Consider the following 16730-nt stretch of genomic DNA (forward strand, 5'->3'; position numbering starts at 1 on the left):
ACGGATCTCGGATCCTTGTGCGCGTTGGAGCTTGAGCCTCAGGCAAGGCCTGGGCCCTTGCACACCACTGCCAAGCCCCCTTGCTGATGCAGCACCAAACACCGCTTTCTTGAACTCAGCGCGGGTTTGTTGAGGCGCTCAAAGAATGTTCATGAGCGCAAAGAGGGTCAAACTTCGAGCCACTCCTTGCGAACAGCCGCATCCTGTCTCAGTGATTCGGGTGTGCCGGTGAACACGATACTCCCGTGTCCCATGATGAGTACACGATTGGATATTGCCATCGCGATGGTGAGCTTTTGTTCAATGAGCAGCACCGAAATGCCGCGATCCTTGAGCTTTTTCAGATACTCGCCCACAAGTTCCACGATCTTGGGGGCAAGCCCCTCTGTGGGCTCATCGATGATGATCAGGTCAGGATCTCCCATGAGCGTTCTGCACAGTGTGAGCATCTGTTGTTCGCCACCAGACAGCACGCCAGCTTCGGTGTGCTCACGCTCCTTCAGACGAGGAAACATCTGATACATGTCCTCGAAACTCCATCGCGCGCGCGTATTGCGCCCTTTTTGGCCGAGCAACAGGTTTTGATGCACCGTCAGACTTGGGAAGATGTCTCGGTTCTCTGGGACGTAGCCGATGCCCTTGTGGGCGACTTCGAAAGGTTTCAAACCCTGAATGGGCTGGCCCTTCCATTCGATTGAGCCCTGACACTCAACCATGCCCATGATGGATTTTGCGGTGGTGGAACGACCGGAACCGTTTCGCCCTAACAAAGCCACGATCTCACCTGGGTGAACTTCAAAGCTGGCCCCATGCAAGACGTGGCTTTTGCCATAGTAGGCTTGCAGATTGTCGACTTTTAGCATGTCAATGACCCCCCGCTTGTTGATCGGCAACCACGGAGCCCAGATACGCTTCCTGCACCCGCTGGTTTGAGCGCACCTTCTCAGGAGTGTCAAACGCGATCACCTCACCGTACACCACCACCGCGATTTTGTCCGCGAGGCCAAATACGACACCCATGTCGTGCTCAACGGTCAACAAGGTCTTGCCCTCAGTGACCTCCTTGATCAATTGAATGAATCGCTGGGTTTCCTCGCGGCTCATGCCTGCCGTGGGTTCATCCAGTAGCACAACTTTTGCTCCACCTGCGATCGTGACGCCCACCTCCAGCGCGCGCTGTTCTGCGTACGTGAGGTTCATGGCCAGAACATCGCGCTTTCTTTCCATGTGGATCAGGCTCAGCAAATGCTCTGCACGCGCGTTGGCATCGTCCAGGTTGGCAAGGAATTTCAAGAACGTGTACTTGTATCCCAGGCTCCATAGCACCCCGCAGCGCAGGTTTTCGAACACTGACAGTTTTGGGAAGATGTTCGTGATCTGGAAACTACGCGACAACCCCATGCGGTTGACTTCAAAGGGCTTTTTGCCGTCTAGACGCTCCCCCATGAGCAGAACCTCTCCACTGGTGGGAGCAAAGCGGCCGCTGATCAGGTTGAACAGCGTTGATTTGCCCGCGCCATTGGGACCGATCACGGCAACGCGCTCACCTTCCTCAACGGCCAGATCGATACCACGGATGATCTCGGTTTTACCAAAACTCTTGCGAAGGCCTTTGATTTCAAGGGCATAGCTCATACAAGGCCCTCCCGACGGTTTACTTCCTGCTCGATGTCATTCTGAATGGCGCTCCATTTGCGCTGGGTTCGACGACGGATCATTTCAAAAATGATAAGACCGACGAGTGCGGCTGCAATACAGCCAAGCCAACTGCTCAGACCCTTTGCATCGAGCATTACCCCAAGAAAGTTAAACTCTGAGTTCATTGATATCTGCAGATTCAGGTGGTATACCATTTCGATCATGCCTGCTGCTCCAGACAGCATAATGACCGCGCCAATTGCGAGACCGATGTAGCTTGGAATAAGCTCTTTGAGCCTACCGAATTTGGCAACACGAACGTTCATCATGATGAGGCTTGCGATTCCACCGGGTGCATACACCACCATGAACATGAATGTGAGGCCCAGATACAGGAGCCAGGCCTTTGTCAGCTCGGAAAGCAGCACAAAGGCCAAAACCATCAGGATGGCGCCAATGATGGGGCCGAAGAAGTAGGTCGTGCCGCCCAGGAAAGTGAACAGCAGATAGGCGCCTGAACGATGCGTGCTGACTACCTCTGATGTGACGATCTCGAAATTCAGCGCAGCAAGGCCTCCAGAAATCCCGGCAAAGAATGCCGCGATAATAAAAGCCATGTAGCGGACTTTTCGTGTGTCGTACCCGACGAACTCGACGCGCTCTGGATTGTCTCGAACTGCATTGAGCATGCGCCCGAGAGGCGTTTGGGTAAAGGCAAACATCAGTGCAGTGCAGATGAATGTATATATCGCAATGAGGTAGTAAACCTGAATCTGCGGTCCAAAATTGATGCCAAAAGGAGAGGATCCCACCACACGGTCACCGGAGATGCCACCCTCACCTCCGAAGAATTCTGGAAACATCAGAGACATGGCAAAAATCAGCTCGCCCACACCCAGGGTGATCATTGCAAACGGGACAGCGGCTTTTTTTGTGGTGACGTATCCCAAGAGAATAGCCAAAAGGGCTGCACCGATACCCCCTACAAGCGGAATCATGCTGACTGGAATGGGCCACTGACCATTACCAGCAATGCTAAGTGCATGGATGGCGAAAAATGATCCCATGCCAGCGTACACAGCATGCCCAAATGAGAGCATTCCACCTTGGCCTAGGAGTATATTGAATGAAAGACAAACAATAATCGCTATACCCATTTGCGACAGCATGGTCTGTGACAGACTGCTGGTAAATACCATGGGTGCCGCTAAAAGCAAGGTGGCAAACCCCACCCAAACGACCCAGCGGCTCAAATTGAACTTCGATGCGGTGGAAATCTTGGAATCTACAGGTTTCCGGGTTTCGTTGATATTTTGTATATTTCTCATATCAGTTCTCCCTGTTTCCAAGAAGACCCTTCGGTCGGAACACCAACATCAGCACCATCAGGACAAATGGAAGAATAGGTGCGATTTGGCTGACTTTGAGTCGCCAAATTGCATATCCAAACGTGTCTGAATTGATGTTCCAGCCAATGGATGAGAAAACACTCATGAGAGAGCTATCAATGCCGATTGCGAAAGTCTGAATGATCCCAATTATCATGGACGCGGCGAATGCACCTACGAGTGATCCCATTCCGCCGACCACAATCACCACAAAGATGATGGGACCCACTGCTGCGGCCATGCTTGGTTCGGTGATGAACGCATTGCCGCCTATGACACCGGCTAGTCCGGCAAGAGCGGCGCCACCTCCAAATACCATCATGAACACACGGGGGACGTTGTGCCCCAGTCCTTCGGCCGTGTCTGGGTGAGTCAGTGCAGCCTGTATCACCAAGCCTATGCGGGTACGTGTGAGCAGCAGCCAAGTTGCTGCCAGCATGAGCACCGATACCAGCATCATGAAACCCCGGTACACGGGAAATTGTGTTCCCCCAAGTGAAAAAAGGGCACCTGATAGTTGGCTGGGAACTGTGTAATTAACCGGACTTCTTCCCCATGTCAGCTGCACCAATTCCAGTGCGACAAAAGAAAGGCCGAAAGTGATCAACAATTCCGCGACATGCCCATATTTGTGAACCCGTCGCAAAAATTGATTTTCAAATGCTGCGCCAAGAAGGCCCACAATCAAAGGTGAGAGGATCAATGCGGGCCAATAACCCACAAGCGTCGAGATGGTGAATGCAAAATAGGCACCCAACATGTAGAAGCTGGCATGCGCAAAATTGAGAACGCCCATCATGCTGAAGATCAGTGTCAGGCCTGAGCTCAGCATGAACAGCAGCAGCCCATAGCTGATGCCATTCAGAAGAGAAATTGTGAAGGTTTCCATGAGCCTGCGTGGAATGGAGATAGGTGATTCCGCGTTTCAGCGGTCGCAGCCCGGAAGATTTATCTTCCGGGCATTGTCAGCTCTCATGCAGGCTAGTTGATGCCGCTGGGCCTTTTCATTTGGCAACTGGTCGACGCGCTCGCCGTGGCAGCATCAATCTCCTTGATGGGCACGAATGTGTAGCCGGTGTTCTCGACGCTGTACGCGTGCTTGCTGTCGACTTTTTGCCACTTGGTGATGAACATCGGCTGTTGCAGTTGATGATCAGTTTTGCGCATCGTGACTTCGCCTGAAAAGGTTTTGACGGTCAAACCTTCCAATGCAGCAGCCACCTTCACAGGGTCGGTGCTTTTGGCTTTTGCAATCGCTTCTCCGAGGAGCAGGGTGCCTGTGTAAGACGCCACGTTGTAGTAGTCATCGTTGAAGGTCTTTTTGAAGCTCGAAATCAATGTTCCGAGTTCGCCGGAGTGGTAGGGGTGTGCGTACGTGACCAGATAAACTTGCGCATCCTCGCTCGTTGCCAGTGCCGTTGGCGTCCCGGTGACGTTGGCATAGTACGTGTAGAGCGGTAACTTCAGGCCTGCATCGTTGATAGCCTTGACCAGCAATGTCAAGTCGGTCCCCCAGCTGCCTGTCACAATGGCGTCTGCACCAGATTGCCTGATTTTTTGAACGTATGGTGCGAAATCTTTTACCTGTGCAATTGGGTGCAGGTCATCGCCAACTACCTTCAAATCCGGCCGTTTTTTCCCGATGGCCTCCTTGAAATAGGCAGACACCTGGTGGCCATGCGCGTAGTCTTGATTGATCAGGTAGACGCTTTGAACCTTGGCATGATCCTTCATGAAATCGGTCAAAGCTTCCATCTTCATGGAGGTGTCGGGATCGAGCCGGTAGTACCAGAAACTGCACTTATCGTTGGTCAACGATGGGTCTTGAGCGTCTGAATTCACATTCAGAACTTCTCTTCCTGGATTGCGCTCGTTATGACGTGCAACCGCCTCTGACAGAGCGATGGCAGCCCCAGAGCCATTTGCCTGCATGACATACCGAAAGCCTTGATCGAGCGCTGCCCTGAATGCATTCAATGTGTCCTGTGGTGAGCCCTTGTTATCAAACCCCACAATTTCGAATTTCACACCAGCCGGATTTTTTTCACCCGACATGTGGTTGGCAACGAACTGCCAGCTCCTGAGGTAGTTTTGCCCGATGCCGGCGAATGTTCCTGAGAGGGGCAGGAACATCGCGATTTTTACCGTCTCTCCCTTTTGTGCAAAAACTTGAGGGCTGACCGCAAGTACCAGCGCTGCCGATACTGCCTTGATGGTGGTCTTCATAAGTTGTCTCCTTTTTGTGTCAGTTACAGGGAATGCTTCTTGGCGAACCCAGTGTGCCCGGTTGCGCTCACGGTTCTTATGAATTGTGAACCACGGTTCGTCAAGTGTCAACAGACGGGGCCTGGGAAGTACCCGCGGGACCGGCTTTGACATGGGGAGCAAGGATCGATCTGGACGTCGCCATCGTCGACATCTTTGTGAGCGTGCAGCAATCCTGATCATGTGCCCCCGGACATCTGGGCGCATCCTGTCGCCGCAGACATCAGCGAGGCCACCTTCTATATCTGGCCGCTGGGAAGCGCTACAGCGGCATTGGCTCCTCGGAGCTGCGTCGCCTGCGCCAGCTTGAGGGAGAGAGTTGCAGATCACAGGCGCTCGGTTTGACTGAATCGTCCCAGGTTGCTATGCGGAAGTGGGACACTGTTTACTATGAGTCCAGGGATGTTTATTTGCATCCACGCCACAGGAGGGGTGGTACTCGGGGTACAAGAATGCAGTTTTTTTGAAGAAAATGAGGATAATCAATGCTTTTGAGGTGGGATTCAATAGACGCCCAGACATGATGTTGGCGTTGACGCCCTGCTGCTGCATGACGATGAACGCCATCAGGATGCCCAGCGGCAGCGAGACGATGGCCACCAGGGCGCTGCGCAGATGGAACAGGAACAGCGCGCAGACCACGGCCACCACCAGAAACTCCTCCAGCAGCTTGAACCCGAGGTTGTCCACCGCACGCTCGATCAGCCCGGAGCGGTCGTACACCGGCACGATCTCCACGCCCTCGGGCAAGCCGCTTTGCAGTTCGGCGAGCTTGGCTTTGACGGCTCGGATGGTCTGCAGCGCGTTCTTGCCCGAACGCATCACGATCAGGCCACCGGCCGCTTCGCCCTCGCCATCGAGTTCACCGATGCCGCGCCGCATCTCCGGCCCGAGCTGTATCCGGGCCACGTCGCCCAGTCGCACCGAAACGCCCAGGTCGGTTGTCATCAGCGGGATGGCCCGGAAATCGTCCAGGGTCTTCAGGTAGCCGCTGGCGCGCACCGCGTATTCGGCTTCGCCCAGCTCGAGCACCGATCCCCCGGCCTCCTGGTTGGCGCGGCCGATCGCCTCGCTCACCATCGTTTGCGTGATGCGGTAGGCGGCCAGATTGTCGGGGTCGAGCACGATCTGGTACTGGCGCACCATGCCGCCGAGGCTGGCCACCTCGGCCACGTCCGGCACGGTCTTGAGCTCAAAGCGCAGGAACCAGTCCTGCAGCGAACGCAGTTGGTCCAGGCTCTGTCGGCCGCTGCGGTCCACCAGCGCGTACTGGTAGATCCAGCCCACGCCGGTGGCGTCGGGCCCCAGGGAGGACTTGGCCGACGGCGGCAGCCGCGACTGCACCTGGTTGAGGTACTCCAGCACGCGCGAGCGCGCCCAGTACAGGTCCACGCCGTCATCGAAGAGCACGTAGACAAAGCTGTCGCCGAACAGGGAGTAGCCCCGCACCGCCTTGGCCCCGGGCACCGACAGCATGGTGGTGGTCAGCGGGTAGGTGACCTGGTTTTCGACGATCTGCGGCGCCTGGCCGGGCCAGCTGGTGCGGATGATGACCTGGGTGTCCGAGAGGTCGGGCAGCGCGTCCAGGGGCGTGCGCAGCATCGACACCACGCCCCAGGCGGTGAGCATCACGGTGGCCAGCAGCACCAGGAAGCGGTTGCCGATGCTCCAGTGGATGAGCCGCGCGATCATGGTTTCGCTCCTTGAGCGGGAGGTGCCACGCGCTCGATCCGGGTGATCTGCGGTTCGGCACCATCCTGCGTGTGGAACTCGATGCGCACCGGGTCTCCTCGGGACAGTCCGCTGGGCCGTTGTTCGGGAGGCGGCAGGCGGAACGCCATCGTCATCCCGGGCCACTTGAGCGCCGGAATGGCGGGATGGGTGAGGGTCACGCTGTCCCCGTCCACCGCGTCGATCACGGCATCGGTGCGGTGCAGATCCACAGCCGCAGCAGGGGCCGCAGCAGCAGCCGGGGCCTGGTTCAGGCGCGTCTCCAGCCCACGCAGGCTGGCTTCGGAATCGATCAGGAACTGGCCCGACAGCACCACCCGCTGACCCGCCTGAAGACCTTGCACGATCTCCGTCTGGCCACCGGCCTCACGTCCCGCACGAACCTCCACGGGCCGGAAATGCCCGCCGTCTTCGGCCAGCATCACCACGCTGCGGCGACCGGTGTGGATCACCGCGTCGCTGGGCACGAGCAGGGCCGGCTGGCGTACCGGTTCGGCGAACCGCATCTGCACGAACATGCCCGGCACCAGTCTGCCGCCGGGGTTGTTCAGCTCCAGTCGCGCCTTGAGCGTGCGCGTGGCGGGGTCCACCTCGGGCAGGATAGCCTGCACCCGTCCCTCGAAGGTCTGCCCCGGCGCTGCCGGACTGGTGGCGCTGACCTTCGCGCCGGGCTGGAGTTGTGCCACCTGGCCCTCGGGCACCTGGCCCTCGGCCCAGACCGTGGCTGTGCCTTGCAGGCGCATCAGCGGCATGCCCGGCATCACGGTCGCGCCCTCGCGCACCATTAACTCGGTCAGGGTCCCGCTGATCGGCGCGCGCAGCGTGAAACGGGGTTGCACCGTACCGGTCCGCACCACGTGTTGAATCTGTGCCGCGTCCATGCCGGCCTGGCGCAGGCGCTGGGTCGCGGCGTCGCGCAGCGGCCCCAGGTCGGCGCCGGGCATGCGGGTGATGGCCAGGTACTCTTCCTGCGCGGCCACCCAGTCGGGAACGTAGATCTCGGCCAGAGGCGCACCGGCCGCCACGCGGTCCAGTGCGGCCCGGACGTGCAGCTTCTCCACGAAGCCCATGGACCTGGCGCTGACCACCACCTGGTTCCGCTCGTTCCAGGCCACGTTGCCCGCCACTGAAAAACCGCCCGCCAGCGTGCCTTGAACCACCTCTCCCGTGCGAAGCCCCAGGCTTTGCTGGATGCGCGGGCTCACCGCCACGGCGCCGGTGTCGGCACTTGCGTTCGCGCCGCCGGCGTAGCGCGGCACCAGCATCATGTCCATGAAAGGCGATTTGCCCGGGGCCTCGAAGTTCTTGCCGGGCACCATGGGGTCGTGGTAGCTCAGGATCACCCGGCCGGTTACCGGGTCCACGTCGCCCGCCTTGAGCCCGTCTCGGAGGTGGCGGGCTGTGGCTTCGCCGCCTTGAACCACGCTCCAGGCGTCCGGGTCCTGCGGGGCGCTGGCGGCGCGGGGTGCCGGCTGGGAAGACCCCATCTCCATGCCAGAGCGCATGCCGGCGGTCCACGCGCCGTAGCCCACCGCTCCCAGGGTCGCCACGGCCACAACGCCAAGGCCGATTGTTGTTCGGACGTTCATGGTGTCACTCCTTTGGCTGCAGCAGCCGGTTCGGCGGGGATGAGGTAAGCGAGCTGGGCCCACAGGCTGGCGGTCGAGCGTTGCAGTTCGATGCGCTCCATCCGCAGGTCCAGCGCCATGCGCCGCGCGGCCAGCACCTCGCTCAAGGGCGTCCGGCCACCCCGGTAGGCAGCCAGGGTGGTCTGGATGCGCTGCTCGGCCAAAGGCAGCCGCTCGGCATCGATCAGGGCGAGTTGGGCCAGACCGGCCCGCCAGCCCGCCTCCCAGCGGCGGGCTTCGGCCTGGTGTTCCCGGGCGCGTTCCTCGCGTTCGGCACGCAAGCCGTCCACCTGGGCGAGACGGGCCGCGAGTTCCCGGTCCTGTCGCTGGGGGCGATCCCAGGGCAGTGGGACCGAAACCGCCAGCGAGACCATGTTCGGGTAACCCGAGCCCCGCAGGCTGAGCATGAGTTCGGTGCTCCAGTCGGGTTCGCGCTCCTGTCGCGCCACCTCCGCCTCGGCGACCATGGCCGCCTCTTGCGCCGAGAGCCGAAGCAGTTCGGGGTGGTGCGTCAGACGCTCGCTCACATCGCCCGTTCCGAAGGGTGAAGACGCCAGATCGGGCGGTGCGGCCAGCGGCTGATCGGGGGTGCTGCCGGTCCAGCGGGTCAGGGTGAGGCGGGCGTTCTGGCGCTCGGCTTCGACGCCCAACAGGGTTTGCTGCAACTGGGCGACCGACTCCCGCGCCGCGATCCAGTCGGCCGGCGATCCGCTGCCGCTGCGTGCGGCCGATTCGCTGGCCTGCACGAGCAGGCGGGCTTCGCCCAGCTGCTCGTGCAACAACGCCAGGCGCTGCTCCAGCGCGTGCCGCTCCAACCACGCCATGGCGGTTTCTCGGCCGATGGTGGCGGCTTGCTCCACGCGCCCGGCTTCGGCGGTTTGCGCTTCGCGTTCAAAGCGCGCCGTGCGTGCCTGGCGCTTGGCTGCGCTGGGCAGTGTTTGCATCAGCGACACCGATTTCGCGGTCATGAAATCGCGGCTGGTGCTGAACCGGTCTGGCCCGGACAGCGGGACGTTGTCCAGCGACAGACGCAGGACCGGGTCGGGGCGCTGGCCGGCGGCCACGGCCATGTCCCGTGCCGAGCGGGCGGCCGCGTCCTGGGCGACCAGCGCGGGGGAGCGCGCCAGCGCCGCCTGAACGGCTTGAGGCAGCGAGAGCGCCTCTGCCGCGTGCGCGATGGAGGACATCGCGAGGCCGATCAGGACTGCGATGTGTGCGGTTGTGATCGTGGTGCGGTGGCGGGTGAGGATGCGGCCGCGAGCGCGGACCGACCCACCGGACGCCGGGGAAAGGGGTTCCATGTTTCTGCTCCAAAAGAATGCACACGGGCTGAGCACGCGCAGGGATGCGCGGTCGCCGCTGCTGAGCACCGGCCCGCCTCCAAGGGCTGGTCGGTGTCAGGGTGGAAACGTCAGAGCAGGGAAGGGGGGCGCCAGATGCTGGCGGGCGAGCCGCGCAGTGGCTCGGGGGGCGCGGGTACGTGCAGATCGTTCACAGGAAGCGCCTGCGCCACGGCCATGACCGGTGGCACCACAAAGCCCGTAGGGGCCTGGCACTCCTGCCCGGTCTTGCACATCTTGCCGGTGAGCTGAAAAGTCTCGGCGTCGTTGCAGCAATCGTCCATCGCCATGTCCGGGCTGGTGCCGGCCGTGTCGCCTTGCAGGGCCATGGCCGCTTCCATCGGGCATGGTGGTTGCAGGCGCACGCCACCACCCCAACCCTGCAGAGGAAGGGCCAGGCACAAGAGGAAGGCCAGGAACAGGCGCATGGGCGGATTCTAGGACGATGCGTCCCGCGTGGGAAAGCTCAGGCAGAAGGTGGTCGCCAGATCGTTGGACGCCACCGATGCGGAGCCTCCGTGGGCTTCCATGATGGCTCTGGTGATGGACAGGCCAAGGCCCGTGCCCTCTGAGTCGGGGTGGCTGCGCGACTTCTCGGTCCGGTAGAAACGGTCAAACAGCCGCGGCAGATCGGCCGCCGGGATGGCGGGGCCGGCGTTGTGCACGCAAAGCTGGATCTGACCGTTGCCCTGGTTCACCGACACTCGCACGGGCGCGTTCGGCGGTGAGTACCGGATCGCGTTCGACAGCAGGTTGCTGATCGCGCGGCGGATCATCAGCCGGTCGCACACAATGCGCGCATCGCCGTCGGTGTTCAGGCGGATCAGCTTTTCCTCGGCGAGCGCTTCGTAGAAGTCGAACAGGTCCAGCACCTCGTCGCGCAGTGACACGGTCTCGCGGTGCGGCAGCTCGATCCCGTGCTCGGTCTTGGCGAGAAACAGCATGTCGGAGACCATGCGGGCCAGCCGCTGCAACTCCTCGGCGTTGGAGGCCAGGATGTCCTGGTACACGCCCACCTCCCGCTTCTGCGTCAGCGACACCTGGGTCTGGGTCAGCAGGTTGTTGATGGGGGTGCGCAGTTCGTGCGCCAGGTCGCTGGAGAATTCCTGCAGCCGCGCAAAGTCGGATTGCAGACGTTCGAGCATGGTGTTCAGGCTCTGCGCCAGGTCGGCGAACTCCGCCGGCACCGCGTCCACGGGCATGCGCTGGTCCAGCTTCTGGGCCGTGACCGTCATGGCGCGCTCTTTTATGGTTCGAAGCGGTGCCAGGCCCCGGCGGGCGGCCCACCAGCCCAGCAAGCCGCTGGCCAGGATGGCGCCGATCAGGTGAAGCGCCAGGGTCTGCCTGAGCGACTGCATGAAATGGGTGTGGTGCGCCGTGTCCAGCGCGATCAGCAGTTCAAGCGGTTGACCGTCAGCGGCCAAGTCCTTCCAGGTGGCAGGCGGTCGTATGCCCGCCTTCAGACCTCGCAGCGGTTGGTCGCCGACCGTCCAGTCGAAAGTGCGCCCATCTGAACCAATGGATGGTGACAGCGCTGAGAACACCGAACCCTTTTTGCCATAGACCAGCCGGTCGCTGTTGCGCAGCTCGACGGACAAGCCGTGGTGACTGGTCAGCAGCTCATCCAGCCGGGATGCCAGCATCTCCGATGACGAGGCCTCGCCGACGATGGTCTGCACCAGTTCGATCTTGTCCTTCAGGAAATCCCGGTCGAGTTCGACAAAGTGCCGCCCCACCGCGATCGAGACCAGAAGGCCCAGCCCGACGAGCACACAGGCCGAGACCAGGGTGTACAGTGCGGTCAGTCGCGCCGTCAGAGACAACCGGCCGAGCATCAGTGGGCGTCCTCGGGTGCTTCGAGCACGTAGCCCATGCCGCGCACGGTCTGGATCAGGCGCGGTTCGAATCCATCGTCCACCTTGGCCCGCAAACGCCGCATGGCCACTTCGATCACGTTGGTGTCGCTGTCGAAGTTCACGTCCCACACCTGGGATGCGATCAGGGAGCGCGGCAGCACCTCTCCGTGGCGGCGCATCAGCAATTCCAGCAGACCGAATTCCTTGGCCGTCAGATCGATGCGTTTGCCGGACCGGGTCACCCGTCGGCGCAGCAGATCGAGCTCCAGATCGGCCACTTTCATCGAGGTGGCTTCCAGGCCTGAACGGCCGCGCCGCAGGATCGTCCGGACCCTGGCCAGCAACTCGGCAAAAGAAAACGGCTTGACCAAGTAGTCGTCGGCCCCCAGCTCCAGGCCCTTGACACGGTCTTCGACCTGATCGCGTGCCGTCAGGAACAGCACGGGCATCTGGCGCCCCTGGCTGCGCAGGTTCTTGAGCACCTGCCATCCGTCCATGCCAGGCAGCATGACGTCCAGGATCACCAGATCGTGATCGCCTTCCAGGCCATGGTGCAGACCATCAACGCCGTTGGTGACTAGGTCCACGGCGTAGCCCGCCTCGCGCAGACCTTGCTTCAGGTAGTCGCCGGCTTTGGGTTCGTCTTCAACGATCAGAATTTTCACGTTCACATTCTCCTGACCGCAAGTTTGCCCTCAGCGGAGCGGGCGTGACCGAAGCTGACATTTTTGTAATCTGACCGACAGGGAAGTGACGAACTCGCGCCGCCAGAATCCGCACCACTTGATCTGCATCAAAAGGAGCGAAAGCAGTGAAATCTTTGTTTTGTCACCGAGCCACAAGCCAACTACTGGTGGCGGGCCTGTTGGCCCTGCCGCTGGCGCTCTCAGCGCAAACGGCCAGCCCTTCGCAAGAACCCGACTGGCGCCGGGCCAACGACGCGGTGGGTGCACTCAAGCGTGGGCATGCCGACGTGCTCAAGTGGGAACAGGCCAATGCGGGGGCGTCCACCACGACGCCGGGTAGTACCACGGGTGTTGCCATTCCCAACGCAGAGGCCGCAGTTCGTATGGCCTGGACGGTCCATCGTGAACTGGCTCGTCCATTGTCGAAACTGGGTCCCCTGAATGAACAATTGATCGCCGAAGGCCGCTGGACAGAACTCGACTCAAGCCTACAACGGCGCGTCGAAGATGCTGGTGAGGTGCTGGAGGTGGCTGCAGCGGGGCGCAAAGCCTGGGTTGAAGCTGTGGCCGCTCAACAGGTTCTGAAACACCAGCGCGACATGATGGAGGCCGCCCAGGCCGCCCTTGAACTGGGGCAGCGCATGGTGACGGTGGGCAACTGGAGCAAGTTGCAACTGTCGCAAGTTCAACTCGCGGCATCGACCGCCCGCATGAATCTCCGGCGGGCGCAGCAAGCCGCCGCCCAGGCCCAAAACAAATTGGTCAAGACGATGGGGCAAACGGGTTTGCAGGATGGGTTTGTGCTCCCAGACCAGCTTCCCGCCATCCCGGCGCAGGCCATGACGGAAGCCGATCTGCAAAAGCGTGCCGACGCGATCCGCAACCAATTGCCTGGAGCTGAGAGCCTGCGCAACCGAGCGCTGGCCAGAGGCGCCATGAAGGTTTACTGGGCCGCCCATGCGCTGGCGCAGGACAGCCAAGGGGATGTGCTGAAGACCCGTGAGTTCATCACCGAAGAAACGGTGCTGCACTACAACGGCATGCTCAAAAGCGTCTGGGATCTGCTGGACGAGGTGCGCAACCAGTCCCAAGCCACGGTAGACGCCATTGGCGCACAGCGCGACTTCTGGATCGCCGAGACCGATCTTCAGTGGGTCTTGCAGGGCGGAGAACCGGACAGCTTCGTCTCGCTGGGTGGTGCCGGTGGAGATGCACCGACTGCGGCCGCACATTGAAAGGACACAACACATGACAAACACAAACTCCAGACGACAGTTTTTTGCCGGCGCCGCCGCATCCGTGGCCGGCCTGGCCGTGGCCCGTTCCGCCCTGGCTGGTTTGCCAGAGCCCGTCATCCAGACGTCGGTCGAAACCGCTCCGCCTTTGATCCCGACAACCGGTCGGCCCTACAACCCGGTGGTCACCCTGAATGGCTGGACACTGCCATGGCGCATGAACGATGGTGTCAAGGAATTCCACCTGGTGGCCGAGCCCGTGGTGCGCGAGGTCTCACCGGGCTTCAAAGTGAACATGTGGGGTTACAACGGCCAGAGTCCGGGACCCACCATCGAAGTGGTGGAAGGCGACCGCGTGCGCATCTTCGTGACCAACAAGCTGCCGGAACACACCACCATCCATTGGCACGGTCAGCGTCTGCCCAGCGGCATGGACGGTGTGGGCGGCCTGAACCAGCGCGCCATCCCCGTGGGCAAGACCTATGTGTATGAGTTCGAGGCACGGCGTCCTGGCACCTTCATGTATCACCCGCATGCGGACGAAATGGTGCAGATGGCCATGGGCATGATGGGCATGTGGGTGACCCACCCCAAGGCCAAACACCCGCACATCAGCGAGGTGGACCGGGATTTCTGCTTCCTGCTCAATGCGTTTGACGTGGAGCCAGGCAGCAAGACACCCAAGATCAACACCATGACGGATTTCAACATCTGGTGCTGGAACAGCCGGGTGTTCCCGGCCATCGACACGCTGAACGTGCGATTGAACGACCGGGTGCGCATCCGGGTGGGCAACCTCACCATGACCAACCACCCGATCCATCTGCATGGTCACGAATTCCTGGTCACCGGCACCGATGGCGGGCCGACGCCACCGTCCACCCGCTGGTACGAGGTCACCACCGATGTGGCCGTGGGGCAGATGCGCCAGATCGAGCTGATCGCCGACGAAGAAGGTGACTGGGCCATGCATTGCCACAAGAGCCACCACACCATGAACGCCATGGGGCACGACGTGCCCACGATGATTGGCGTGGACCACCGCGGCCTGGTCAAGAAGATCCAGAAGGTGGCGCCCGACTACATGCTGATGGGTGAACGCGGCATGGCCGACATGGGCGAGATGCAGATGCCCATTCCCGACAACACGGCACCCATGATGACCGGCACCGGCCAGTTCGGCCCGCTGGAGATGGGCGGCATGTTCACCGTCTTCAAAGTCCGCAAGGACCAGAAGCCGGGTGACTACAAGGACCCGGGCCCCTACAAGTTCCCCGAAGGCACCGTGGCCTACGAGTGGAACGGTGCACTGCCCCCGACACCGCGTCCTGCGGCCAGCAGCGACACCACACCCGCCACCGCCCAGGCGATCAAGCCCACCGCCAAAGGCATGTCGCACTGAGCGCTCAGCGTATCCAAGTTCTCCTCACTGTTTCCCCAACCACAACCCTGAAAGACAACCATGAAATTCGTCAAGTTCCACATCGCTCCCCGTGCTGGCTTTGTTTTCGCTGCTGCGGCTTTGGCAGCTTCCGCCACGTTCGCTGGTGGCACCCACGGCGGTGGGCACGATGAGTCGCCGATCGGCGAGGCCGGTGTCGCCGCAAACGTCACACGCACGATTGAAGTGGACGCCGCAGACAGCATGCGCTTCACGCCTTCGAACGTGTCGGTGAAAAAGGGTGAAACCATCCGTTTTGTCATCAAGAACTCCGGCAAAGTGCCGCATGAGTTCAGCCTTGGCACGGAAAAAGAGCTCAAGGAGCACTACGAGGTCATGAAGAAAAATCCAGGCATGGAGCACGAAGAAGCCAACAAGATTTCGCTCAAACCCGGTAAGCAAGGTGAAGTGATCTGGCGCTTCACGAAACCCGGTGTGGTGGACTTCGCCTGCCTGCATGTGGGCCACTACGACGCTGGCATGAAGGGCCAGGTCAAGGTAGCCGCCAAGTAAGCGGCTTTCCCAGCATCACAACCTCCACCCAATCACACAAGGATTCACGATGAAACTGCGACTGGTTCTGAGCGCAACCGCTCTGGCCTTCACGGCCTTTGCAGTCAACCCCGTGTTCGCTCAGATGAACATGGACCACGGAAAAATGGGCATGGCAGCCATGCCCGGCATGACCGACGGCGAGGTCCGCAGGATCGACAAAGAAGCGGGCAAGATCACCATCAAGCACGGTGACATCAAGCACATGGACATGCCCGGCATGACCATGGTCTTCGTGGTCAAGGACAAGGCCTTGCTGGACAAGACCAGCGTCGGCGCCAAGATCCAGTTCATGGCCACGAACGAGAACGGTCAGATGACGGTGACGGATATCCAACCGGCGAAGTGATCCTTCACCGTTTCAAGTCACTCCGGTTGGCTGCGGCCGTCCTAGCTCTGGCAGGGGTTGCCGCAGCCTTTTTCGGGTGGCGATCTCCTGACCTCTTCCGATCAGAGCCTGTCGGGCTGCTTCGACCTGATGACGCCGTGATGCTCACGCAGGGCGCGCTGATCTACCAGGCCCGGTGCGCCATTTGCCATGGCGTGAAACTGGAGGGTCAAGCCAACTGGAGAGAACGGGGCCCAGACGGGCGATTGCCAGCGCCGCCCCATGACGAAAGCGGTCACACCTGGCACCACCCGGACGATGTGCTGTTTCAGCTGACCAAGGACGGCGTGGCGAAAGCCGCAGGGCTTTCGGACTACGCGACCAACATGCCCGCCTTCGGCGATTCCCTCAGCGACGCTGACATCGTCGCAGTGCTGTCCTGGATCAAGTCCCAGTGGCCACCCGAGACCCGATCCCAGCACGACGAGCTCAACCGCCAGGCGAGACAGCGTTCGCAACACTGAACCTGACTTTTTTGTCATCTTCGGGTCATCTTGCCGACCCGGATCGATTTCTACAGTGACGGCATGGCGTGAAGGTGTGACACGCACCCCCGGTGACCGATCACCTCCATGCCGGCTC

General features: G+C 60.9%; 15 protein-coding genes and 1 pseudogene. 5 read left to right on the top strand and 11 right to left on the bottom strand.

All coding sequences use genetic code 11. The features are described 5' to 3' along the window. Positions 1–167: 167 nt before the first annotated feature. The 11 genes and pseudogenes from K5880_RS02515 to K5880_RS02565 all read right to left on the bottom strand — a co-directional run bounded on the left by K5880_RS02515 (position 168) and on the right by K5880_RS02565 (position 12511). Positions 168–863, bottom strand: a complete 696-nt coding sequence (locus tag K5880_RS02515; protein WP_297648293.1) for an ABC transporter ATP-binding protein — start codon at positions 861–863, stop codon at positions 168–170. A gap of 1 nt (position 864) precedes the next feature. Beyond that, positions 865–1635, bottom strand: coding sequence for an ABC transporter ATP-binding protein (locus K5880_RS02520; RefSeq protein ID WP_297648295.1), 771 nt, complete (start codon positions 1633–1635; stop codon positions 865–867). Then, entirely contained in the window at positions 1632–2966 is a 1335-nt protein-coding gene (locus K5880_RS02525) for a branched-chain amino acid ABC transporter permease (RefSeq protein ID WP_297648298.1), read from the bottom strand. Before K5880_RS02525 ends, K5880_RS02520 begins: the two co-directional genes overlap by 4 nt. Before the next feature lies 1 nt (position 2967). Then, entirely contained in the window at positions 2968–3915 is a 948-nt protein-coding gene (locus K5880_RS02530) for a branched-chain amino acid ABC transporter permease (protein ID WP_297648300.1), read from the bottom strand. 92 nt (positions 3916–4007) lie between these two features. After that, on the bottom strand, positions 4008–5252 hold the full coding sequence (locus tag K5880_RS02535; RefSeq protein ID WP_297648302.1) for a branched-chain amino acid ABC transporter substrate-binding protein: 1245 nt from the start codon (positions 5250–5252) through the stop codon (positions 4008–4010). A gap of 555 nt (positions 5253–5807) precedes the next feature. Beyond that, positions 5808–6983 (bottom strand): annotated as a pseudogene (locus K5880_RS02540) (efflux RND transporter permease subunit); the annotation flags it as partial. Continuing rightward, the gene (locus K5880_RS02545; protein WP_066159725.1) at positions 6980–8611 is read right to left on the bottom strand and encodes an efflux RND transporter periplasmic adaptor subunit; all 1632 of its coding nucleotides are present in this window, start codon (positions 8609–8611) and stop codon (positions 6980–6982) included. The gene K5880_RS02545 and the pseudogene K5880_RS02540, both read right to left, overlap by 4 nt. Then, positions 8608–9951, bottom strand: a complete 1344-nt coding sequence (locus K5880_RS02550) for a TolC family protein (RefSeq protein ID WP_066159728.1) — start codon at positions 9949–9951, stop codon at positions 8608–8610. Before K5880_RS02550 ends, K5880_RS02545 begins: the two co-directional genes overlap by 4 nt. A gap of 110 nt (positions 9952–10061) precedes the next feature. Further along, a complete protein-coding gene (locus tag K5880_RS02555) occupies positions 10062–10418 on the bottom strand; it encodes a hypothetical protein (RefSeq protein ID WP_079364960.1) in 357 nt (118 codons plus the stop codon). Positions 10419–10427: 9 nt separating this feature from the next. After that, entirely contained in the window at positions 10428–11825 is a 1398-nt protein-coding gene (locus K5880_RS02560; RefSeq protein ID WP_079364959.1) for a heavy metal sensor histidine kinase, read from the bottom strand. Next, the gene (locus K5880_RS02565) at positions 11825–12511 is read right to left on the bottom strand and encodes a heavy metal response regulator transcription factor (protein WP_066159830.1); all 687 of its coding nucleotides are present in this window, start codon (positions 12509–12511) and stop codon (positions 11825–11827) included. Before K5880_RS02565 ends, K5880_RS02560 begins: the two co-directional genes overlap by 1 nt. A 146-nt stretch (positions 12512–12657) precedes the next feature. Between K5880_RS02565 and K5880_RS02570 the strand changes: the two genes are divergently transcribed. The 5 genes from K5880_RS02570 (at position 12658) to K5880_RS02590 (ending at position 16612) form a co-directional block, all read left to right on the top strand. After that, entirely contained in the window at positions 12658–13767 is a 1110-nt protein-coding gene (locus K5880_RS02570; protein ID WP_127806696.1) for a TolC family protein, read from the top strand. 13 nt (positions 13768–13780) lie between these two features. Continuing rightward, complete coding sequence (locus tag K5880_RS02575) at positions 13781–15169, top strand: copper oxidase (protein ID WP_079364957.1); 1389 nt, start codon at positions 13781–13783, stop codon at positions 15167–15169. Positions 15170–15229: 60 nt separating this feature from the next. Beyond that, positions 15230–15721: a cupredoxin family protein gene (locus K5880_RS02580; RefSeq protein WP_079364956.1), complete on the top strand. Its 492-nt coding sequence runs from the start codon at positions 15230–15232 to the stop codon at positions 15719–15721. Between the two features lie 49 nt (positions 15722–15770). Continuing rightward, entirely contained in the window at positions 15771–16109 is a 339-nt protein-coding gene (locus K5880_RS02585; protein ID WP_079364955.1) for a copper-binding protein, read from the top strand. A 140-nt stretch (positions 16110–16249) separates the two neighbouring features. After that, positions 16250–16612: a c-type cytochrome gene (locus K5880_RS02590; protein ID WP_079364954.1), complete on the top strand. Its 363-nt coding sequence runs from the start codon at positions 16250–16252 to the stop codon at positions 16610–16612. Positions 16613–16730 lie beyond the last annotated feature (118 nt).

The organism is Hydrogenophaga sp., from assembly GCF_025699295.1.
Taxonomy (GTDB): Bacteria; Pseudomonadota; Gammaproteobacteria; order Burkholderiales; family Burkholderiaceae_C; genus Hydrogenophaga.